Origin of the sequence: Telmatobacter sp. DSM 110680 (assembly GCF_039994875.1) — a bacterium.
GTDB lineage: Bacteria > Acidobacteriota > Terriglobia > Terriglobales > Acidobacteriaceae > Telmatobacter.
In genome coordinates, this window is record NZ_CP121196.1 from 114,994 (window position 1) to 138,733 (window position 23,740).

General features: G+C 55.3%; 11 protein-coding genes. 4 read left to right on the forward strand and 7 right to left on the reverse strand.

All coding sequences use genetic code 11. From position 1 onward, the window contains the following. Positions 1-123 precede the first annotated feature (123 nt). The 7 genes from P8935_RS00425 to P8935_RS00455 form a co-directional block, all read right to left on the reverse strand. Positions 124-2,547 carry a glycoside hydrolase family 2 TIM barrel-domain containing protein gene (locus P8935_RS00425; protein ID WP_348263037.1) on the reverse strand — a complete coding sequence of 808 codons (2,424 nt, stop codon included), beginning with the start codon at positions 2,545-2,547 and terminating at the stop codon, positions 124-126. 196 nt (positions 2,548-2,743) lie between these two features. Next, complete coding sequence (locus P8935_RS00430) at positions 2,744-3,994, reverse strand: hypothetical protein (RefSeq protein ID WP_348263038.1); 1,251 nt, start codon at positions 3,992-3,994, stop codon at positions 2,744-2,746. 25 nt (positions 3,995-4,019) lie between these two features. Further along, positions 4,020-5,246, reverse strand: coding sequence for a hypothetical protein (locus P8935_RS00435; RefSeq protein WP_348263039.1), 1,227 nt, complete (start codon positions 5,244-5,246; stop codon positions 4,020-4,022). Positions 5,247-5,422: 176 nt separating this feature from the next. Continuing rightward, positions 5,423-6,631 carry a hypothetical protein gene (locus P8935_RS00440; protein ID WP_348263040.1) on the reverse strand — a complete coding sequence of 403 codons (1,209 nt, stop codon included), beginning with the start codon at positions 6,629-6,631 and terminating at the stop codon, positions 5,423-5,425. A 2-nt stretch (positions 6,632-6,633) separates the two neighbouring features. Further along, a complete protein-coding gene (locus P8935_RS00445; protein ID WP_348263041.1) occupies positions 6,634-7,839 on the reverse strand; it encodes a hypothetical protein in 1,206 nt (401 codons plus the stop codon). A gap of 85 nt (positions 7,840-7,924) precedes the next feature. Beyond that, entirely contained in the window at positions 7,925-9,340 is a 1,416-nt protein-coding gene (locus P8935_RS00450) for a tetratricopeptide repeat protein (protein WP_348263042.1), read from the reverse strand. A gap of 102 nt (positions 9,341-9,442) precedes the next feature. Further along, the gene (locus P8935_RS00455) at positions 9,443-13,222 is read right to left on the reverse strand and encodes a TonB-dependent receptor (RefSeq protein WP_348263043.1); all 3,780 of its coding nucleotides are present in this window, start codon (positions 13,220-13,222) and stop codon (positions 9,443-9,445) included. A 660-nt stretch (positions 13,223-13,882) separates the two neighbouring features. Here P8935_RS00455 and P8935_RS00460 point away from each other — a divergent pair. The 4 genes from P8935_RS00460 (at position 13,883) to P8935_RS00475 (ending at position 23,733) form a co-directional block, all read left to right on the forward strand. Next, positions 13,883-17,494, forward strand: coding sequence for an FG-GAP-like repeat-containing protein (locus P8935_RS00460; protein ID WP_348263044.1), 3,612 nt, complete (start codon positions 13,883-13,885; stop codon positions 17,492-17,494). Between the two features lie 110 nt (positions 17,495-17,604). Beyond that, positions 17,605-20,058 carry a tetratricopeptide repeat protein gene (locus P8935_RS00465; RefSeq protein WP_348263045.1) on the forward strand — a complete coding sequence of 818 codons (2,454 nt, stop codon included), beginning with the start codon at positions 17,605-17,607 and terminating at the stop codon, positions 20,056-20,058. 74 nt (positions 20,059-20,132) lie between these two features. After that, entirely contained in the window at positions 20,133-21,866 is a 1,734-nt protein-coding gene (locus P8935_RS00470) for a CRTAC1 family protein (protein ID WP_348263046.1), read from the forward strand. Between the two features lie 85 nt (positions 21,867-21,951). Continuing rightward, positions 21,952-23,733: a CRTAC1 family protein gene (locus P8935_RS00475; protein WP_348263047.1), complete on the forward strand. Its 1,782-nt coding sequence runs from the start codon at positions 21,952-21,954 to the stop codon at positions 23,731-23,733. The last annotated feature ends 7 nt before the right edge of the window (positions 23,734-23,740 follow it).

Here is a 23,740-nt window from a genome sequence, read left to right on the forward strand (position 1 = left end):
TCTCTCTCCCCTGGATTTCAAGCTGATCTCCAAGAATCGGACTATATCCAGCGCGCTTAGGGATGGACGTTTCGCAGTTCACCTGCCTGGTGGCGCCGAAAGACCTTGTGCTGCACCTGAAAACTAAACCTGCTCGTGAACCGCGGCAAGCAGGTTGATTTCGATTTTCTGCACGCCGAGGCGCGGATGTTTCGCGGTTAGTCGAAGAATGCCCTGCTGTTCGCCTGCGCGAAGCCAGACTGCGCCTGTGCCGCCGACGAGTGCGAACGGGTTATCGCCGATCAACTTTCCGGGGCCTTCCAGCGTAAAAGTGATTGGGTCGTTGGCGTAGGTGCGGATGGCGCCGAACTCGTCGGTAACGCGCAAGACGACGCGGGTGGTGTCGGCTCCGTCAGCGTGCAGTTCGTGATCATCGGGCAGCAGCGCAAACTTTGTGTCGACTCCCTTGCCGGACAGCGACTTGGAGATGACTTGCTTGCCGCCGATGAAACCATCGATACGTATGTCACCCCAAAACGCGCCCAGTTTCTTGAGGTCGATCTTGCTCACGTCCAGGACGAAAGGCGGGTACTTGAGATGTTCGAATTCAGAACGGTCCGGATCGACCTCGGCGACGAGGGTCCACGGGTTTGCAGGATCGGAGTTGGCGCGTGCAAAGAGCTGAAGATGATCGCAGTTGGAGCAGAAGACAGCCTTGGTGAATCCGACTGACTCATCTCCGCGCGCCCAGTGAAATGCGGGCTCGAGCACGACTTCTTCAGAAGGATCGCACTGCGACTTGTAAAAGCCCGCTGCAGGTTTGGGTTCGCGGAAGATATCGGTGACGCCGTGATAGCAGATGCGGTCGCCAGCGCCAAAGTTGGAGTGGGTGTTGTAGTCGAAGGCGCACCAGCCGATGCCGCCGGCGTATTGCGGATTCGAAGCAAGCTGGTTGTGAATGCGCGCGTGACGCAGAGTGTGCTCGCGCTGGCGCTCATCGTCGTCCGTGGTCTTGGTAGGAAAGGTGTGGCCGACGAACTCGGTGTTGAGATAACGAGGATGACAGGGTGGCTTCAGCGGAAAACCGAAGTCGTTCATTGTGAAAACATCTTCGAGGAATTCAGACTCCTGGAAGTAGCGGATACCTCCGGTCTGGCGCGAATCGTCGAGGGCGTGTGCAAAAGCATTGGTGCGCGTGTAAAAGTCGTGATCGTCAAGGGACTCGTTGATCCTGACTCCCCAGAGAATGATGGAAGGATGATTCCAGTCGCGGCGGATCATGCGGCCGACGTTGTCGATGGCAACCTGCTTCCATTTTTCGTCGCCGATATGCTGCCAGCCCGGAATCTCTTCTAGAACGAGAAGACCGATCTCGTCGCAACGATCGAGGAAGTGGCGGGACTGAGGGTAATGCGAGGTGCGGACGATGTTGCAATGGAGGTTTTTCCGTAGAATGTCCGCATCCTTGCGCTGCACGCGGGCCGGCATGGCCTGACCGACGAAGGGAAAAGTCTGATGGCGATCGAGGCCGCGCAGCTTTATAACTTTGCCGTTGAGCGAGAAGCCGTGATCAGTGAACGTAGCTTCGCGAAAACCCACACGGCGCGTGTCCTGGTCGATGACTTTACCGGTCTGGGTGAGACGCACGTGGACCGTGTAGAGGTGCGGCTGCTCGAGATTCCAGAGTTGTATATCGGCGAGATGCGGGAGAGAGATGGTGAAGCGCGCGGGATCCTTGAGCGTTTCGACTGTGGTGTAGGCGGGGGCGTCGGTGTAGGGATCGAGGGGGGTGGCGGGATTCGATGGGTCGATTGGCGAAGATGGGCGCTCGACCGGGTGAGTCGCTTTCGCAATGACCTTGTCGCCATCGCGCAGCTCTGCCTCGAGTGAGATAGAGCCGGCTGCCGCGAGATCGCCAGCGAGAAAGCAATTGACATCGAGCGAGGGATTGCCGCTCATGACATCTTTAGGTTGGGCAAAGATGTTGTCGATGTAGACCTGCGGAACGACTCGAAGTGAAACCTCGCGATAAATTCCGCCAAATGTCATGTAGTCAATTTCGTAGCCGAAGGGCGGGATGTCGCTGCGCTCCGTCGAATCGAGTTGCACAGTTAAAACGTTTTCATTTTGAGGATGCAGGTGCTTAGTCAGTTCGAAGGAGAAGGGCGTAAAGCCGCCTTTGTACTCGCCAAGCAGAGTGCCATTGATCCATACGGTGGACGCAGTCATGGCTCCTTCGAAGTCAACGAAGACACGCTTACCCGCAGCGGATGGGGGCAACTTGAAGCGACGGCGATAAGTGGATACGAATTCGTAGTCCTTGTCGTCGAAGTTGTGCCAGGGCAATGCAACGTTTGTATGCGGGATGACGACGCGTTCAAATTTCGAATCGTCGAAAGTAGGGGCTTCGGCGCCGGCGACTTTTGAGGGCTGGTAGCGCCAGTTCCTGTTGATGGGGAGAATCATCCTTCCCGAGGCAATTTGTTCTTCGGAAAGCGCGTGATAAACGGGCAATGCAGTGGATGCCAGGACTGCGCCCGCAGTCTTGATAAAGTCACGTCTGATCAATGGATGACTCCCTTCTGAAACACCGGCTTGGCAATGAAACAAAATGCTATTCCAAACCCATGGGAACTATACCAGCCGGACTCTGTGAAAGAGCATCAAAATATGGATTTAAGCTGTTCGTTTTCAGTTGGAAAGCGAGGGAACTGCTGCGGGTGAATTTTGGATCATCCAGGAGCAAAAAAAGCAGACCAGGAGATCACGAGATCCAGGTGGCCAGGGCAGAGCTGAGTTGGGGCAAGCTGGCTGTATCGGCGTGGAACGCGGCTGTGAATTCCGTCGGGGCGATGAGGTAGGCCTGGGAGGTGCTTTCGGCGAGACAGACGCAGACGGTGGAATGCTGATACTCGTTGAAGCGCTGCGCGGCGAGCCATACATAGAGCGCGAGAATTTCGGCGTCGGCAGCGCTGCCGGGCAGGTCATCGACGGAGGGCGCGGGGTTGACCTTGTCTGGATTGTCGAAGACGGCCACGCCCGTAAATGGTTTCGGCTTGGCGCGCACGCCGAACTTTGCAGCAAGAAACGATGGCCGGGCGCGTCGGAATGCCTCGGAGGCTCCCCATTCAACAAAGGAGTTTCCGAAGATCACGGCACCGTTGCCGCTGAGATAGAGTGAGCGGACGAATTCCCGGACGGCGGGATCGGCGGAGACTTCGGGAGGGCTCCACGGGGTGACGTCGACCGTGCGAAGGCGATCGAACACTGCGTCGGCATCGGCGAGGTCTTTGCGCATGGTGTTCATCTCGTGGGAAAAGTTTTCGCGGTAGGAGGAAAGACGTTCGTAGCTGAGGAGGATGGAAGTCGGCTTTGAAAGAAACTCGGGTGTGCGCTTGAGGACTGCATTTACAGCGCTGCTGCCTGCATCGATGACCCACGTGTCTGCGGATGAGGACCGGTTGGGACTGGAAGAGGGCACGCCGGCGAGAAGGAATTCGAACGGGTCGACTGAGTCTTTGTCCAATTGCAAATGCAGAGGTTTGCCGATTCCCTGCCAGCGACGCCAGGCGGTTGCCGGATTCAGGGGCAGCGGACGTGGGATGTCGAGGAGGACGAGACGCTTCGCTGAGGAGCTTTTGGATTGCGGGGATTGTTGATCGACGGTGTCGAAGACGGCCTGCACTGCTTGGCGCCATTCAAGGAACCAGGGCGAGCGGGCCAGTTGAGAGGAGTTCTGGATGGTTTGTTCGGTGGTGGAAAACTGCCAGTGTCGGACGTCCATCTTCTCTTCTAGCTGAACCACATTTTTGAAGAGCGCGAAGGATTGCTGCGGGCTCAGGCTGTCCACATAGAGGAGCAGCCCCTGAACCGAGCGCCGCTCGTTGGGGAAGAGATACTGCCACTTTTGCAGCTGCTCATTGACGAAGGGGAGAAACGTGAGTGGCAGGCGTTTCAGCACGCCGTTATTCAAGGCGTCCTGGAGATTCTGCGATAATCCGTCTGCAGTTTTCATTTTTCTTTCCTGCGAAATGACAATGCTACGCGCGAAATTCCGGAAGTCTTGCGCCCTGAGATTCGATGCCCCGGCAGTCGAGGATTTGTGTGAGCGTTGGACAAACGTCGATGTGGCGAATCGGGCGCTCGATAATCTGAGGCTTGTCAATAGCGGCTCCGAGCGCCATCATCCACGTGTCGCGAGTAGAGTCTTCGTTAGCTCGATGATTGAAGAAGCCGTTTGTCGATGAGCCATCGGGATCGCGGCCGAATTCAGGCAGAATTACCATGGTAGTTTTGCCGCGATAGTCGGGGTTTAACTCCACTTCCTGCCAGAGTTGATAGGCAAGCCGGTCGGCGGTGCGAATGCCGGCGACATGGAGTGAGTAAGAGCCGAAGTGCGCGGCTTCAACGTCAGAAAATGCAACTGTAAGCACCCGAGGCGCGAACTTGCGCATCACTTCGCGGGTCATGAAGAAAGTGAGTTCGTCTCCGGAGGTGGGTCCGCCGCCACGAACGAAATTCGCGATGGCTGTTTTGATGCTGCCCTCAACGCGAGGATCAAGCTGGGCGGCGGCGTCAAACACGTTCCAGCCGAGGCCTTCGAAGTTGCTACCTTCAAGCGCGTTCTGCAACTCCGCTTCGACCTTCACGCGGTCGGCCATGTTGGCGGTCCGGCCAGAGCGGAGCGCCTCCTCGACCGCTGTGAGCATGAGTTGCTTCGGAAAAACGACGTTGGCGCCATATTCAGGACCGAACCCCGTTGCTGAACTGGCGCCGATTAGGCTGGTGAGCGCCTTGTTGCTGGCCACTACCCATGTGTCGCTGCGGCCGGCGCGGCTGGCTTTACGGAATTGCTCGAACAATGTGGGAGTTGTGGGAGCGAGCTTTCCCCAGTCGTCGACGCGCTGCCAGTTTCCGGTGAGGATACTGGAGATGGCGTTGAAGTGAGCCGTTACGCCGTCGTTGCGTGCGTGCGTGTAGAAGAGCGAGAGAGGCAGCAGGTCCTGGATGAGATGAGGAATATTCTCCAATCCTTCGCGCGAAAAGCTCTCCGCGCGCCGCACACCGCCTATGACGACGAGAATGACTTTTTGCTCAGATGTCGAGGTTGGCAGCGATCGTTGATCGGCGCGCGACTGGGGCAGGACAAGGCCTGCGACAAGAAGGCCCGCGGCGCGGAGGAAGGTGCGCCTGGACTCGTCGATGGAGTTGCTTGAACCGCTGGCATATGTGGTGTCGGGAGCGTCAACGGGGTTTTCAATCTCCATGAATGACCTTTCCGGGCGCGGCTGCGCGGACGTTGGGAGTTCTGCCATGTCGCGAAGCATAAGGCTGAAAACAGCGTCATTGTAGGCCGAATGTGAAAGAGTGCTCCATGTTGGGGATCACAAGAGCGCACTGCGAGAGGAGGAGATGAGTTTGGAGTCGATGCGGAGGTCGGCGCTTAACTGAGGGCCAATGTCAAGAGCTGGCCGAGGTCGAGCGCGGAACTTGATTGCGTTCCCCGGGGCAATGTAGGGGCGATCACCAGGGCTTGGTTGTGGCCTTCAAACCACACAAGGAAGACCGACTGGTCGAAGCCCGGGAGCCGCTGCTGATTGATCCAGTGGTAGTAGGCGCCCATGTCGGCGTCGACGAGCGAGCCCACGGGGTCGATTTCAGTGTCTCCGCCAGCGTTTGAAAGCATCTCGTTCATGGGGCGCTGCCTCTGCCGTGGGGCGAAACGGACCAACAATGTGAGTGGCTCAGCGCGGCGCAGGGCTTCGCGAGTTGTCCACTGGGCAAAAGCGGTAGCAAAAATCTGCGTTCCGGAACCCTCCGTGAGGATCTTGAGCTTGAAGCGCTCGAGAACCGCATTGCCCCCACCGCCCGCACCAAGATCGGAAGGGTTCAAACGCGCAAGGTACGTACGCAATTCTTCAGGGCCCATGCCGGGGCGTTTAATCTCCGATTGAATGTCTTTGAGGAGCGCCGCGCGCATAGGTTGCATGGCCTGGTAGGAGACAGACGTCAGGAGCGGACTGTGCTCCGCTGCGGCTGCACCATCGACATACCAGTGGCCAAATGGAGCGGGATGAGCATCAGCGCGAGTGGCAGCCGCAGCAAGAAGGAGATTCAGTCCGTTCTGGGGCTTGATCTGGGTGAAGTAGGTACCGTGTGCACGCAAGTTGCGGAACAACGGATCGTCGTAGGTGGAAACACCCTGGCCGATGATCGCAATCCCGAGTCTGCGTATGGGTAGAGGCTGCAGCGGGAAGGCCGACTGCAGGCGGTTGCCGTAATCCGTGGCTGCCTTGCGAAATGCATCAAGCTGGTGAGTGCTCCAGAGGTAAGCGGATTGCTGTTCAATGAACTGTGCTGGCGAATTGATCCAATCCAAGTTCTCCAGTTTTGGAGATATTGAGATTGCCTGAAACGGCTCAAACCATTCGTTGGCCTTCGACGGGGAGAGCGCGGCGATCGTCGAAAGCTCCTTATCGATTGCTTCTCTTTCTCTTGGGAATTTGAAGTCATACTCGATGACCTCGCGCAGCAGGCTCGGCAGAAATGTAATGGGAAGTTGGCGGATGACCTCCATATGAGCGAGGACGAGTGTTCTGGCCTCGGGCGGGTAGGCCTTGAAATTCTCGGGTTGGAGTGCGCGCGGCAACATGATTACAAGAGATCCTTGATGGGCTTGCCCTGGGATTGGGCGGGCGAAAAGCCCATGATTGCGCCGAGACTGGGTACCAGGTCGATGGACTGCATTGGGTCATTGAAGATCACGCCCTCGCGAACGCCTGCTCCGAGGGCCATCATCCACGTTGTGCGGCTGGCAACGTCGCCCGTGCGGTGATGCTGGAATCCGTTGCCGCCGGCATCGTAATCCGAGTCGCGGCCGAAATCAGGAAGTATGAAGAGGGTCGTATTGCCGGCGTATTCAGGATTAGCTTGAACGGCGTTCCAGAGTTCTGTGCAGAGGCGATCGGTGCGCCGAATTCCCTCGATATAGAGCGAGTATGCGCCGGAGTGGGCGACGTCGATGTCGTGCATGGTGATCCAGAGAAGGCTGGGCGCCTCCTGCTGCATGAGGCGCTTGGCTATGTAAATAGAGAGTTCGTCGGGACTCGAAAGGGTCCGGGCGTGCGCCATGAAATCTGCAACAGAGAGGCGGAGGATGCCGTCGAGTTGCTGTAGTTCGAACTCGCCGCCGCCGAGTTGGGGAGTGTATAGCGGATTCTCGTAGTTGTCGCGGAGCAGATGATCAAAGTCCGCGGCGCCGCCGGAGGTCGCGGCGGCGAGCAGATGTTTTGGGAGGATGACGGTCGCGCCTGTTCCCGGACCGTAAGAACGGCATTCGCTTTCACCGATGCGATTGAAGCCGTTGCTGGGCGCAACAACCCATGCATCGGACGCCGGGCGTTTTAGGTCTTTGCGGAAGTATTCGAAGACCGTCGGGTGCTCGGGAGCAACGGCGGAAAAGTTGTTGAGTGTTTCGTAAACGCCTGTCGTGAGGCTGGCGGTGGCAACGTAGTGGCCGAGGATTCCCTGGTTCGAAACATGGGTGAAGAAGCTGGATTGAGGAACCAGTTCGTTAAGCAAGTGGGGAATATTTTCCTGGCCTTCGGGCGCGAAAGTCTCCTGGTCCCGGGCGCCGCCGCCGAACGTAACTACTATGACCTTGCGCTTTTTGCGGACGCTCTCTCCGCGCAGGAAGGGGCTAGCGCCGGAGAGCGTGGATCCGAGCACGAGGCCTGCGGTGTTCCGTAAAAACTCGCGGCGGCTGCTGCTGAGTGCGGAAGCAATCTCCCGCTGATTTCGTCCCGCTCCGGTCAGGAATTCCGGGATGAGTGATCTCGTGAGTGCCGACCTGATTATCAACTCAACGTATCCAATCTTTCTGAACGTCTGTAACGGTTACCGATTGCGAATTGCGAGCGAGCCGTTTGGCGTCGGAAATTCTCAATCACGGCTTGGGTGGGGAATCTGATTTCTCTGAATAGACAAACTGCTGAACCTCCGCCCTTTCTTTGTCGATTTCGCTGAGGTGATCCGCACGAAGTTTCTGATAGACCGCAAATTCCTTTTGGGCCTGATCTTTTTGACCCACGTGCACGTAGTCAGTACCGAGGCGGTAGTGTGCGTCTGAGAGATTTGGATTCAGTTCCAGGGCACGGATATACTCGGGAATCGATTTGTCGTATTGATGCTGACCGGCATAGAGATCTCCGAGTTGCACGTGGGCCTCAGCAAGATTGTTGTCGAGGGCGATTGACTTTTGCAGCAAGCCCTCTACCGTCTGCAGATCGACGTTGGTATCTCCGGCGCGTTTCCCCTTCCACAGACTCATCGCGTAATAGTATTGTGCGCGGGCGTCTTTGGGGCGGAGCTCAGCATAACGGCGAAAGTGCTGTATCACGTCGTCTGCCTGTTTCGGGGAACTGTCGTAGGCCTTGGATAAAAAAACATAGCTGCGAGAATCGCTAGGGTCGAGATCTGCGGCGGTGAGAAGAGCCTGCACAGCCTCGTCATACTTCCCCCGCGAATAAAGAGCCAGGCCTAATCCGATGCGAAGTCGAGGCGATTTCGGGAATCGATTTGACGCTTGCTGGAAGATAGCGATTGCCGGCTCGTAGGTCCGGTGAAGAAGCATCTCGCTTCCCCAGTCGAACAGGTTGTCCTCAGTGGGGTCGAGGTGTGCTGCTGCTTCAAAGTCGTTGGCGGCCGCAAGAAACTTGCCGTCTTTCTCTTCGATCTGGCCTAGCAAGTTGTGCAGCTCGCCAGTGTCATGGATTGTCATGGTGTGCTGCACTGCCTGTCTCGCTTCGGGAAGCCGTCCGAGCAGAAGGTCGGCCATCGCTAAATCGTAGCCATTGTCGTAGGAATCTGGCTTGAGGTGCTCTGCCTGTTCGAGAAGTGGCTGCGCATCCCCAATTTTGCCGATCTGAATGTAGTACTGACCCAGATCTCTGTTGGTCTCGAAACTTTTAGGATCCAATTGCAGCGCTTTAAGAAACTGCTCTCCTGCCAGGGCGGTTTTGCCCTCGTGAAGAAGGCTGGTGCCGAGGTTCGTTCGGGCGACGGCGGAATCAGGTTTCAACTGGACCGCGGTCTTGAGGTGTGCCTCTGCCTTGGCGTCCTGCGAGAGGGATGCGTATACAAGTCCGAGAAGCTCGTGGATCTCAAAGCTTTTTGGCGCGTAGGGAAGCAACCGCTCCAACTGTTCCGCTGCCGCCGCATACCGTCCGCCATCATAGTCGGATACAGCGGATTGATATTCGCGATCGAGTTTCTGCTTCTCCGAGTCCTGGGCGGAAAGCAGGATGGCACACGTCAACAGAGTCCCGAGCAGCACCGACTGGTATCGAGACCTGTTGCTCACTGTCTGCCTCCGCGATTTCGCCGTGAGCATTTTGTCATGAATAAGAAAGCCCCGGGGAGACACCCTGTTGGGCGTGCCTCCCCGGGGCGATTTCATTCTAGCCTAGTAGTACAACTTCATCGCAAACTGGATCTGTCTCGGATCGTTGGGTGCATTGCGCGTCGATCCGATGGCACCGAAGTTATCGGTGTTAGTGAAGTCGGTCGAGCCGCCGATCGACACCACGCCGTTGCCGCCGAATCCAGGCGCGTTAAAGTTCGGGTGGTTAAGGATATTGAAGAACTCTGCTCGGAACTCTCCCGAGAAGCGTTCGCTAAACTGGAATTTCTTGAACGTTGAGAAGTCGAAATTGTGGAATCCCGGCGTAACTGTCTGGCCGGGCTTATCGCCCAAAATTGCAGCCCCGGTCAACGGTAGGCATCCAGGCGCAAGGCTTGGGCTAGCTCCCAACGGGCATGCCTGCTGGAAAGCTGCCGGATTACCGAACCAATACGGAAGGTTCGTCCCGTTTGTGTCGATCCTGGTCTTGATGCCAAGTTTCTGGCTCTGGCCAGCAACCTTCACGGCGTTGCAGCCGGTTCCGGCGGTCACACCGGTTGGGCAACCGATGTTAAGTGGCTGGCCGCCTTGAAGCACCACAATCCAGTTAACAGCCCACCCTCCTAGAACTACGTTGGCGACTCCTCCCGTGTTCATGTATCGCCTGTTTTTACCGAACGGGAGCTCGTACCCGCCGCTGAAGTGCAGCACTTGCCGGATATCGAAGTCGGCCAAAGCGTAGTCGAACTTTGGTCCAAGGCCCGGTACGTCAGGAGCTCGATATCCACCCTGACTGCCGCCATTCAAGAGGTCACCCGCATCCGAAAGCGTCTTGGAGTAGGTATACGCGAGAAGGAAGGTGAGCCCATTCGCGTACTGCTCTTCGACCTTGGCCTGCAAACCGTTGTATCGGCTTTGGCCTACCGTTGTGTGATAGCTGGAGCCGCGCCCGAAATCCGGGAAGGGGATTTCGTTGTTAGGGTATGGATCCGACAGGGAATGGTTCAGCGGCCAGAGTTGGCTGACATTGTTGGTGCCGACGCCTGTTTGCAGGTTCTGGCCATCGGTAAACACGTAGGAGGCCTGAGCTGACAAAGTGCGCGTCAACGAGTATTGGAAGGTGAGGTTCGCGCTATAGGTGCGTGGTGTCTGGTAATCGAACTGCAGACCTTGTAAGCCCAAACCGTTGGCTTGTACAGCTGTGGGAGTGAGAGGAATGCAGCTGAAACCGGACTCAAATGTCGCAGTCCCTCCCGGGCCGCCCGTCGGGCACCCCGCGAAAGGTGTATTGATGCTTACCGGGTTGACAGCACTGTCTGTACCTTGAGGAACGAAATCGAAGTTGTAAACGAAAGGATAGTTCTCGCCGATATTCGGTCCATACCCTTGGTTCTCAAAGGAGTTGTAGAACATACCGAACCCGCCACGTGTCACCAACTTCGGTGTGACCTCGTATGCGAATCCGACACGTGGCGCAAAATTAGTCTTCTGCGTCTGTACTAGCCCCTGACCGTATTTGTTGGTGCTTACAAGTGAGATACCATCCTTGGCCAACAGGTCGGTAAAGCTCGTGGACAGGGCCCGATTGTCCTTGCCTGATGCTGGGATTAGATACTCCGGCTTGTTGTCGGGGGCGCCGCTCGGGACGAAGTTGGCCTGTCCGCCATTCTGTTCGTTGATCGGGCCGAAGAAGTCCCAACGCAGACCAAGGTTGAGAGTCAGCTTTGAATTGACCTTCCAGTCGTCCTGGAAGTACGAGGCGAAGTACATCTTCTCATCGTAGGTCTTGTTGATATTCGATGCATATACCTGGTCAGAGCCGCCCGAATAGTCAATCCCATTTGGAACCGTCGCGGCTTCCGGTTGAAGCAAGAACTGCGCGATACCGTTTGTACCATTCTTGCCCACAACATCGGTAAAGGAGCCGTTGTAGTCGAATTGACCGCGCGACCACGCCGGCTGAAGCGTGGAGAACTTCACATGCTGATATTCGATGCCCGTCTTGAAGTTGTGCTTCCCGTAAACCTTTGTGAAATCATCCGTGACCTGGAGCGTCTGGCTGACTTCGTCCGAAGGCAGGAAGTTATTGCTTCCCAGTGTTGCCAGACCGCCAAAACCGAAGGCCGGGAGGCCACCATTCTCGGATACTTGTGGAATGCCCTGAATGCCGTATTTCGCCGGAATTCCCATCTCCGAGCCCACTGGTCCGAACCGCGTGGTGTGAAGGTGGTTAAAACCTCCGCGCACCTGGTTGACAGTGCTTGGACTGAACACGTGGGTCCAAGCTGCAACGGCCTGATCGGATTTTGCAGTCTGGATGCCTTGCTGGAAACTGCCGCCGTCGGCTATGCCCCCGAAAGGACCCGGAATGTATTGCGGATCATCGGAGTAACTGAAGCGGAAGAAAATCTGTTCTTTTTCGGTGGGGTTGAAATCGAACCGGGTGTCGAAGGTGTTCTCGTGCTCGTAGAGCTTCGGGCTCGATGCAAAGTTGTTATTCGGGCTCGAGTTGGTCGGATTTGGATATAGGTTCAAAAGCGCGACGGCATTTGGATCGATGCGGCCCGCAGGAAGATTATTCAAACCGCAGGCGGCTGCAGTGAATGTGACGGTCGACGCCGGGCAACTTCCGAAGGGATCGCGCACATATCCGGTAGCTGTCGCTGCGAGACCAGAAACCGGGTCAAGTTGGCCTTGGGTCACACGCCTCGTCGTAGCAGGATCCATCACTGTGCCCTTGGGTACGGTCCGACCAAGGTTGTCAGTCTCTGTACCGCTGTTCGCAGCGAGGATCGCGGTCAGATCGGTGTAGTTGGTGGAGCGCTCCGTTGCGGTGGGGACTGTCGCACTACCGGAGGTGTTGCCTTGAACGCGACGCTTTCCTTCATAGTCACCGAAGAAGAACATCTTGTTCTTGATGATCGGGCCGCCGACGGAGGCACCGAATTGATTGAGGCGCAATGCTCCCTTGAAGGGACTGGTGGTGTTCTTTTCGAACCAGTCGACCGCATCGAGCTTGTCGTTGCGGAAGAATTCCCATGCCGCACCATGCAGACTATTCGTGCCCGACTTGATCGTGGCGTTCAGCACCGCTCCGGCAGACCGGCCGAGTTCCGCACTGAAGTCCGCAGTCTGAACTTTGAATTCCTGAATCGCATCCACTGGGGGAAGAATGATGAAGTTGGTTCCATTGAGGAAGTCGACGGCATTTGAGTTGTTGTCGATACCGTCAAGCAGATAGTTGTTTTGTGCCGGGCGAAGGCCGTTGGCCGAGAAAGCTCCAGATGCCGCATTACCACGCGTATCGGCTTGCGGCGTCTGCATTCCGGCGCCCAACTGGGCAAGGAAGGTAAAGTTGCGCCCGTTGAGGGGCAGTGCATTCACTTCCTGCGCGCCAATCACCTGGCCGACAGAAGCCTCTTCAGTCTGCAGCAGCGGAGGGGCCGTGTTGACTTCAACGGTTTCCGTGGCCGCACCCAGCTTGAGCGAGACATTGACCTGCAGCGTCTGAGCCACATCGACGTGCACGTTCTTCTGGGTCGTCTTCGAGAAACCTTGCGCCGTGACCGTGATGGTGTAGTTTCCCTGTTTGACAGGCGAGAAGGTGTACCCTCCCGTGGCGTTTGATTTGGTTTCAATCGTGATGCCTTGATCGGTATTGATCAGGGTCACGTTTGCGTTAGGTACCGCCGCACCGGTGGAGTCCAGGACGGTTCCTGTGATTGCTCCTTCGTCTACCTGGCCGAATGCCGATCGGCCTTGGAGAAGAAGGAGGCAAAAGCACGTGAGAGCTATTTGAATTGACACTCTCTGCCAGTTGGGGATCATGCGCTTATGGCCCATCCGAATATCCTCCGTCTCTTCCCTGTCCAAGTTGCTTCGTGTCGGTTTAGTGGGATTCGAAACTATCCACATCCGATCGTTTTGTAAACGATTTCAGAGGTGTGCGAGGAAGCCTAGGACATCCGTGCAATCTTTGTCAACCGAAAGTTGTAGACGCCGTTTTCGAGCTTGGTAACCCCCATTAACAAAACCAGGATTGAACGCTACATAATTAGATATTGAGAAATATACTCAATGAAATCAGCCATTTATAGGACAGGTCAATTGCGATGAAGAAGCCAGATCCAAGCCGCCCAATGGAGTTGAAATGGATAACACTTGATTGCGGGAACCGATTTTGACGCGTGAAGCAAGAGCAGCGCCGATGCCCGACACGCCCCTGGCCGGGTGCTATTATCCCGTCATATTGTCCAAGCTATTGACGGCAGAATGAAGTCACCTTCCCTCACCGTGAGCCCGCGCTTTTCTCGCCGAAATCTCCTCAAGAGCATGGGGTGGTCCGCCCCTTTGTTACTCCGTTGGGCACCGCTGTTTGGAGCTTCGCGACTATTGGGTCTCCGGGCGGATCCGACGGATCCGCGAGGGGAATTTCCCTTTGCAGACCATCGATTGCTTCCGCATTATCCAGTTCAGTCTCCGTTAGAAGATCTGCTGAAACTGGTGGCACCAGGGTCGGACCAGTACGTTACCGAGAAGTATGCGTTCGAAATTGAATCTGCATTCAGACGATGGAGCGAGACCCTGAAGAACTCGCCGCACGACCACTCGGTGCTTACTGAATGTACTGAAGAAGCAATTCAAACTGGGTCGTTTTCCAACGTCAAAGAGACCAAAGTGCGGTCTTCCTTCGGGATTGATGTGGTGAAAAGAAAATTCGACGACACTCCAGTGACAGGCCGTAAGAACTTGCTGAAGGAGGTCGACGCATGGCTTGGGCCACTGACGAAAGTGGAAACCGCGGAATTTGAAATTTTTGGGATCGAACAGATCTCCAGTGCGCCGCTGACGGTTCGTGTCGACGTGCGTTACGACCTTGTTGCGCAGCGGAGTGATGACCGTCGCGAAGAGCGAGTTGGATCGTGGCGCATGGTTTGGTTGCGCGATGCATCCCAATCGTGGAAGGCGCTGCGATGGGAGGCCGGTGAAGAGACACAGGGCTCAGTGCGCGGACTGGCTTTCGTCGATGTGACGACACCTGCCCTCGGCCATGCGGAATCTTACACGAAACAATTGGCGCACGGGGCCGACTACTGGCGCACAGTCCTGGATGGAGCGATCGGCGTAGATGTTTACGGCAATAATGGCGTGGCGGCTGGCGATTTCGACAACGACGGTTTCGACGACCTGTATGTTTGCCAGCCTGCAGGACTGCCAAACCGCCTGTACAGAAACCGCGGCGATGGCACGTTTGAAGATGTCACGCAAAGAGCCGGCGTGGGCGTACTCGACAATACGGCTTGCGCGCTTTTCGCTGACTTCGATAACAAGGGCGTGCAGGATCTTCTTGTAGTTTGCGGGACGGGACCGCTGCTCTTCAGGAATCAGGGCGACGGCACCTTCGCTTTGAAGCGCGATGCGTTCAAATTCGCTCGGCAGCCGCAGGGCACCTTCACGCATGCAGCGATTGCCGATTACGACCGGGACGGGCGACTCGATATCTACTTCTGTATGTACATGTATTACCTGGGCCTTGATCAATATCACTATCCGATTCCCTACTACGACGCGCGCAATGGTCCGCCGAATTGCCTCTTCCACAATGAGGGCAATGGCAATTTCGTGGAGACAACAGACGCCGCAGGATTGAATGCTGACAATGACCGCTACAGTTTTGCGTGCGCTTGGGGCGACTCCAACTCGAACGGCCAGCCGGATCTATTCGTTGCCAATGATTTTGGCAGCTCACAACTCTACCGCAACAATGGAGACGGAACATTCACCGTTGTGTCCTCGCAGGCACACGTTGAAGGCGTAGGCGCCGGCATGAGTTGCTGCTGGGCCGATTTCGACAACGACGGACGGCAAGACATTTACGTACCGAGCATGTGGGAGGCTGCGGGGCAACGCGTCTCAGGACAGAAGCAATTTCATGAGAGCGCTCCGGAACGCATTCGCGAACTCTATCAGCGGCATGCGCGCGGCAATGCGCTCTACCGCAACAAGGGTGACGGGACATTTGAGAACGTTGGAAAGCACGCGGCGGTTGAGATGGGGCGATGGTCATGGTCTTCAGATTTCTGGGACATCGATCACGATGGCTACGTCGACCTCTATGTCGCGAACGGCTACCTTTCGGGGACTGAACGAAACGATCTTGCCAGTTTCTTCTGGCGCCAAGTGGTCGCCAAATCTTCTGAAGACTCAACGCCGGCTCCTGCCTATGAGCACGGATGGCAAGCGATCAACGAGTTGGTTCGATCCGATAACACCTGGCATGGTTATGCGCGCAACGTGATGCTCGCAAACAATCGCGACGGTACATTCACCGAGATTTCCGGACTTGTCGGTTTGGATTTTCTCGATGACAGTCGTGCATTTGCGCTTGCGGATATCGATCACGACGGACGACTCGAAGTGATTCTCAAAAATCGCAACGCTCCGCAGATTCGCATACTGCACAATGCACTGACAGAGATCGGCGATTCAATCTCGTTCCGGCTGCGCGGATATAAAAGCAACAGCGATGCCATAGGAGCGGCGGTCACTGTAGAGACCGGAACGCTGCGCACAACCAAATATCTACAGGCTGGATCGGGATTTCTGTCGCAGCACTCGAAGGAGCTATTCTTCGGGGTCGGAAAGCCAGACGGACCGATCCGCGCTACGGTTCGCTGGCCGAACGGAGAGTCACAGCAGTTTGAAGAATTGCCGCTCAACCATTGCATCGAAATCATCGAGGGGCAGAGCAAGTTCGGAACACGACTTTTCAGTAAGACGCCAGCAATTTATGAGCGAACTGGGGAAGTGCCTTTAGCTGAATCGTTGCCCTTGCAGGTGGAAACGTGGTTGATTGAACCGTTGAAAGCTCCGGGATTCGCTTTACCCGATCTCGCCGGGAAGATTCTCGATCTTAATTCTCTGCAAGGTGGATTGGTCTTGCTGATTTTTTGGGCCACAACGGCTCCGGTAAGCCTTGAACAGCTTGAGCACCTCCGTGAGCATCGGACCACTACCGCAGCCAATCGCTTCTCGATCGTGGGGTTAAACGTTGACCCCGCGGACGAGAAAGAAAAGGCGCGCGCTTTTGCAACACGAGGACAGTTTTCGTTTCCTATTCTGTTTGCAGGCGATGAAGTAGCCGGCATTTACAACGTCATTTATCGCCATCTCTTCGACCGACGCAGGAACCTGCCTCTTCCGGCTGCATTCCTGCTGGATCAACAGGGAATGATTGTTAAGGCGTATCAAGGGCCGATGAACCTTGAACACTTGCAGTCGGACTTGAACTCCGTGCCCACGAGCACGGCTAGTCGCATGGAAAAGGCCCTGCCGTTCAAAGGGATTCTCGTTCAGGATGCCTTTCAGCGGAACGACTTTACATATGGCGTCGCAATGTATCAGCATGGCTACCTTGAGCAGGCGGCGGAGTCATTTCGGCAGGTCCTGCTTACAAAACCGGGTAACGCCGACGCTTATTACAACCTGGGCACACTCAGTCTCAGGAAGAACGATTTCAAACAGGCGCGACAGTATCTTGAGAAGACGATTGAGTTGAGACCCAATCATCCCGAGTCGTGGAACAATCTTGGAATGATGGCCGCTCAACAAGGACTGCTCGACGAAGCGATCAGAGATTTTCAGAAGTCGCTTCAACTCAGGCCTGAGTATGCTATTGCGCTGCTGAATCTTGGAAATGTTTACCGCCGTCAGCGTTCGTTTGAGAATGCGCAGGAATGTTTAGGCCGCGCACTCCAACTGCAGCCGGAAGATCCGGAAACGAACTACAGCATGGGAATGCTTTACGCGCAACAGAGTGACGTGCCGCATGCTAGCCAATTCTTGCTGAAAGCGTTGGAGTTGCGCCCTGGCTATCCCGAAGCGCTCAATAATCTTGGCGTCCTTTATGTGCACACCGAGAAGTACGTAGAGGCGGAAGACCAATTCAAGACCGCAATCCGAGTGGCTCCAGCTTTTGACCAGTCCTATCTCAATCTCGCGCGACTTTACGCATTACGCAATGAGAAGGAGCAGGCAAGAAATGTGCTGCTCAATTTGCTGCGCGTACAACCGGAAAACACATCCGCGAAGCAAGCATTGGAATTGCTGCAATGAACGCATCGAGATTCATATCGACTTTTTTTAGGAATACTCGCGTTGACGCTCGATCCGCGAAAGCCAGCGTCAACACCCGGGCAGATGTACGCCTCGCATGCTTTATCCTTATGGCCTTTTGCCCCAGTGTTTGCCACGTCAGCATGGCGCAGCAGAAGTCGGCAAAGGCTTCAGATGACTTCGAGCAAGCCGCAACGCTGGCGCAGCAAGGACGTGTTGCGGAGGCCAAGACGGCAACATTGGAGGCGCTCCAGAAGCATCCCTCCAGCGTCGAGGGTTACAACTTGCTCGGGATCATCGATACAAATCAGCACGATTACTCCAGCGCACTTGAGGCTTTCAAGAAGGCTCTTCAGATCGCTCCCAAATCGGTGAAGACTTACAACAACATTGGCAATGCCTATGTCGCCATGAAGAATCTGGATTCGGCAGAGAAGGCCTTTCGCATGGGTTTGCGACTGGATCCGGGCAACCAGGACGGCAATTACAACCTGGGCGTTCTGATGATGATGAAAGGCGACGCTCTCGGAGCCATCCCTCACTTCGAGAAAGTGAATACGCGGAAGATCGCCGCGCGCTTCAACCTGATTCGCGCATACTTTGAGACTAGGCGAGTTGAAGACGCACTTCGCATCGCCAGGGAAGTCTCAACGCAAGGCCAGGATGATGTGCAGGTACATTTCTCTCTTGGAGTGCTTCTGGCGTCACAGAAACAGTACAAAGCTGCCCAACTCGAGTTGGAGAAGGCGGATTCTCTTCAGCCCGAGACGTTTGAGATTATCTACAACCTCGGGCAGGTCTACCTTCGCGAAGGAGAGAATTCAAAGTCCGAACTTGCGCTAAGTCGCGCGATGAAGCTTAAGCCTGACTCAGTTGAAACAATGTATATGTCGGCACAGGCATACACAAACGAGTCACGCCCCCTTGACGCGCTGGATCTCCTGTTGCGCGCGCACAAACTGGCGCCCGAGAACGTCGATGTGATCTTTCTAATGGCGCAGATCAGCATGTCGCAGAACTATTTTGAAGACGCGATCCCGCTATTGGAGTCGGGGATACAGATCGCTCCTCAGCGGGCTGATTTAGTCGCGGCTCTCGGCGAGAGCTACTTTATGGCGGGCAAGGTTGACAAGGCGATCGACCAATTCACAAAGTTGCTAAAGATCGAGAACTCCGCGCGTTCTTATTCGTTCCTGGGACTTTCCTACAGAAATCTGGGGAGATTCGACGAAGCGAAGAAGTACTTCGAGGCAGGGATCAAACTCGACCCTCATAGCACGTTATGCCTCTTCAATCTCGGTTTCATTGCCGAGCGCCAGGGAGATGCGGCCGGTGCGGAGAATTATTTTCAGCAAGCGCTTCGTTTTAATCCTGACTTTTCTGACGCGCTGCTGGAGCTTGCAAATCTACGCATGGCAGCGAAGAAGCTTCCGGAGGCAGTGGAACTGCTGCGAAGATACGTCCGCGTAAGCCGCGACCCGGCCAATGGCTACTACAAGCTGGCCATGGCCGAGCGCAGCCTGCACGAAACTGCTGCCGCGGACCGTGACTTGAATTCGTTCAAGACGATGTCAAAAAACTCATCAAGCGGTCCTCTTCCTTTTGAGAACCTCTTCAACTATCTCAATAATCGCTCTACGCTGGCTCCCGGTGCGCGTAGTCAACTCGACCTGGCGGAGTTGACCAATGAAGTAAAAAAGCACCCCGACCAACCTGAGAATCTGTACCTCTTGGCCGAAGCGTACTTAAAAACGGGAGACGTGGCTGCCGCGAGAAGTACGATTGCGCAGCTCGATCAACTCGGGAACGAAGACTTTCGCACGCTGGCCGGCATAGGCGTTTTACTCGCCAGATTTCATTTGTACGATGACGCCATCGAACATTTCCAGCGAGGACTGCAAACAAATCCAGACTCAGACGATTTGAAATTCGATTTGGCAAATGCATATTTCCGGAAGCGTGAATATTCCCATGCACTCGACGTCGCACAGGGTGTCTCGCCCGATGAGCACAAAGATGATGCCTACTTGGCGTTGCTCGGCGATATATACGCTCACATGGGAAATGCAGAGGCAGCTCAAAAGATCTTTGAGGATGAAATTGCCCGGAATCCTGATGACGATCAGGCGTACCTGTCACTGGCACTCATGAATTTGCGCATCGGCAACATCGATGAAGCGAGACGGATTCTGCAGAAAGGCCAGAAACGAATTCCCGGCTCGGGCAAGTTGTATTGGGGCCTCGGGCTTACGGCAGCTCTATTAGGGAATTCAAAGGACGCAGCAGAGAACCTCGAACGCTCGGTCGATTTGCTTCCCGAGTGGGCCGGAGGTTATTCAACCCTTGGCGTTTTCTACTTTGAAACGGGACAGATCGGCAAGGCCCGGGAAGTGCTTGACCGCTTCAGAAACAGCAGCGCAAATGCCAGCCTGGATATCGAGAGGATTGCGCAGGTCCTGGATCAGGCCGCCCCAGCGAATGTGGCGGAAAAAGAGCCTACTAATTTGGCGGACAAGGCACAATTTCTGCAACTGGCGTTGTCACTTGCAGACAGAACACTATGAGAGTCCCCCGGCAACTTATCCATGATGAAACTACAAAACGACCGGTTGCGTTGCAAAGATGGCGCAACAGATCGATGGCACTGGCGCTCATCGTTGGCTGCGCTTCTTTTCTGACTATCACAATGGCATACATTGAGATCGCGTCCGCTCAGAAGTCGGCAAAGACAGAGAGTAAGCCGATCGGCGTTGCCTTTACCGATATTCGCAAGGCAGCCGGGATCACTTTTGTGCAGGATTCCACCGAGACGGATGAGAAGTATTACCTGGAAACCATGGGCACTGGCGTGGCGTGGATCGACTACGACCAGGACGGCCTGATGGATTTGTATTTTGTTCAGGCAGGCGCGACTGATGCCTACAAACCAGCGAAGCAACTGCGCTCGGCTCTCTATCACAACAATGGCGACGGAACGTTTACCGACGTGACAGAGAAGGCCGGTGTGGGGGGTGAGGGGCATTATGGACAGGGCGTCGCCGTTGGCGACTTCGATAACGACGGATATCCCGATCTGTTTGTCACCGGCTACGGACGCGCAATTCTCTATCACAACAATGGCAATGGCACCTTTACCGATGTGACGGCGAAAGCTGGATTGGCGGATGAGGGTAAGTGGTCGACGAGCGCAGCATGGGTCGACTTCGATAAGGATGGCTGGCTTGACTTGGTCGTAACCAACTACCTTGAGTGGACGCCGAAGAATAACGAGTGGTGCGGTGAACGCGCTCCTGGCTATCGCTCCTACTGTAGTCCCAACAACTATCACGGCCAGAAGACGAAGTTGTACCGGAACAATCATGATGGGACGTTCACGGACGTGAGCGACAAGTCCGGAATTGGTGCAGCCGAGTCGAAAGGCATGGGCGTGGCCGCGGCTGACTTCAACAACGACGGCTGGCCCGACATTGCCATAGCGAACGACACGTGGCCGAATTTCCTTTTTGAGAACAAGCACGACGGGACTTTTTCAGACGAATCGCTGATCTCGGGTTTGGCGGCCAGCGAGGACGGGCGCTATGAAGCAGGAATGGGCATCGACGCCGCAGATATGGATGGCGACGGATTTCTCGATGTCTACATTACGCATCTTGATTTCGAGTTGAACCGCCTTTATCACAACAATGGAGATGGCACATTCACCGACGTCACGTACAGCTCTGGAATCGGCAACAAAGCGATAACTCTCAGTGGTGTCGCTGCAAAGTTCATTGACTATGACAATGACGGCTGGCCCGATATTGTCCAGGCAAACGGAGCCATGGTGGACAATGTGAAGCTCTATCACAGCGAAGTCTCCTATAAAGAGCCGCTGCTTATGTTCCATAACCTGGGTGGTGGCCACTTCGAAAAAGTTTCAGATTCGCTTGGCCCTGACTTCAATCAGCCGGTGGCGGGCCGGGGCCTCGCGACTGCCGATTTCTTAAACGATGGCGCAGTCGGTCTCGCAGTGGTATGCAGAGGTGATTTTCCTGAACTTCTGCGCAACGATGGCGGCAATGCGAACCACTGGCTCGAGGTCCTTCTTATCGGCACAAAATCCAATCGCGATGGAATTGGTTCAGCTCTGAAAGTGACTTCGGAAGGGATCGCTCATGTGGAGCAGTCGAAGGGCGGCACAAGCTACATGTCTGCCAGCGACCCTCGGATACATTTCGGACTCGGCAAGCGAAGCAAGATTCAATCATTGGTCATCACCTGGCCAAGTGGGCAGGTGGATAAGCTTATGGATGTGCCGATCGATCAGATCATCGCGGTAAAAGAGGGTGTTGGGATTGTGCCGCATCCTTTTCCCAAGGTTCCACGCAAATGAGCTAAGAGGTATAGCGCCTGGCCAAGCCGTGCCTCACCGGTCGGTTTATGAGACATAAATGGGTAACCTATAATCAACGCATTCTATGATCATTCCACGCCGCCGCTTCCTCGGGTCTTCTCTTTTTGTGCTTGGCGCTTCTTTGCTTGACAGGCTGACGACTCCGCTTTGGGCTTGGAATGAAAGAGCGCGGCTTGATGCCACTGTTGCGGCAACGCCCGCTTCTCCTGTCCAATTCATAGACGTCGCGGAGAGGGCGGGTTTGAACATTCCCAACGTGTGGGGAGGCGTCGACAAGAAGCGAATCATCATTGAGACGAAGGGCAGTGGCATCGCCTTCTTTGACTATGACAACGACGGATGGCTCGACATCTATCTCACCAATGGAAGCCGCCTCGACCAGAACTGGGCACCGGGAAAAGAGCCTACGACACATCTCTTCAAGAACAATCGTGACGGAACATTCATAGACGTAACGGAGAAGTCCGGCCTTGGACGCTCCGGATGGCAGACGGGTGTGTGCGTAGGCGATTACGACAACGACGGCTGGGATGACCTGTTCTGCACTTTCTGGGGTCACAACATTCTTTTCCATAACAACGGAAACGGAACTTTCACCGATGTCACGCGCAAGGCCGGCCTCCAGCAAGATCACGGTCGGTGGGGCACGGGCTGTACATTTTTCGATTACGACCGGGATGGACACCTCGATCTATTCGTATGCAACTTCGTCAAGCTTGATCCCGATAAGCCCCTGACGATGGATCAACAGAGTTTTTGCCAATGGAAGGGTGTGCCCACCATGTGTGGTCCGCGCGGACTTCCTGGAGACACAAACATCCTCTACCGCAACAATGGAGACGGCACATTTAAAGATGTATCGGAGAAAGCCGGAATCCTGAAGCCGGGGCCGCGCTATTCCATCACTTCGATCTCTTATGACTTTGACAATGATGGATGGCCCGACATCTATGTGGCAGTTGATTCGGAGCCAAGCATCCTGTTCAAGAACAACCACGACGGTACATTCACCGATATAGCGGTTATGGCGGGCTGCGCTTACAACGATGACGGCCATGAGCAGGCGGGCATGGGACTCGGCGTCGCAGACTACGATTGCGATGGCTGGTTTGACATCTTCAAAACAAACTTCGCAGACGATACGTGCAACCTGTACCACAACAATGGCGACGGCACATTTACCGACCTGTCGTTCGATTCCGGCGTCGGCATCAATAACAGTTACGTGGCTTGGGGGTGCGGCTTTATTGACTACGACAACGACGGCTGGTCAGACATTGTCCAAGTGAATGGGCATGTATACCCGGAGATTGACCACTATAACTTTGGCGAGACTTTCAAGAACCCAAGACTCGTCTACAAAAATCTTGGCAACGGGCACTTCAAAGATGTTTCGGCAACGATGGGACCCGGCATGACTGCGAAATATTCCAGCCGGGGCGCGGCATTCGGCGACTTCGACAACGATGGTGGCATGGATGTGCTGGTCCTGAATATGAACGAATTGCCATCGCTGCTCAAGAACATCGGAGGCAACAAACAGAACTGGATCAAGATCAAGCTGGTGGGCACAAAGTGCAATCGAACGGCGATCGGCGCACGCGTCCGCGTCGTAACAGGAAAACATATCCAGATGGACGAAGTAAGCAGCGGCACCAGCGTCATGTCGCAGAATGATCTGCGGCTTCATTTCGGACTCGGCACCGTTGAGACCGTGGACATGATCGAGGTGAAGTGGCCCACGACCCAGAAACTTGAAAAGTTTGTGCGGGTGAAGGCCAACCAGATCATCACTATTCGCGAGGGTGACGGCATTGTGTCGACGATGAAGCCACACGCGGGCTAGACCGCGA

Bases quoted from the DNA above. Each gene is read 5' to 3' on its own strand.
- P8935_RS00475 (WP_348263047.1), top strand. From the start codon at position 21,952: ATGATCATTCCACGCCGCCGCTTCCTCGGGTCTTCTCTTTTTGTGCTT.
- P8935_RS00430 (WP_348263038.1), bottom strand. From the start codon at position 3,994: ATGAAAACTGCAGACGGATTATCGCAGAATCTCCAGGACGCCTTGAAT.
- P8935_RS00470 (WP_348263046.1), top strand. From the start codon at position 20,133: ATGGCACTGGCGCTCATCGTTGGCTGCGCTTCTTTTCTGACTATCACA.
- P8935_RS00465 (WP_348263045.1), top strand. From the start codon at position 17,605: ATGGCCTTTTGCCCCAGTGTTTGCCACGTCAGCATGGCGCAGCAGAAG.
- P8935_RS00455 (WP_348263043.1), bottom strand. From the start codon at position 13,222: ATGGGCCATAAGCGCATGATCCCCAACTGGCAGAGAGTGTCAATTCAA.
- P8935_RS00440 (WP_348263040.1), bottom strand. From the start codon at position 6,631: ATGTTGCCGCGCGCACTCCAACCCGAGAATTTCAAGGCCTACCCGCCC.
- P8935_RS00435 (WP_348263039.1), bottom strand. From the start codon at position 5,246: ATGGAGATTGAAAACCCCGTTGACGCTCCCGACACCACATATGCCAGC.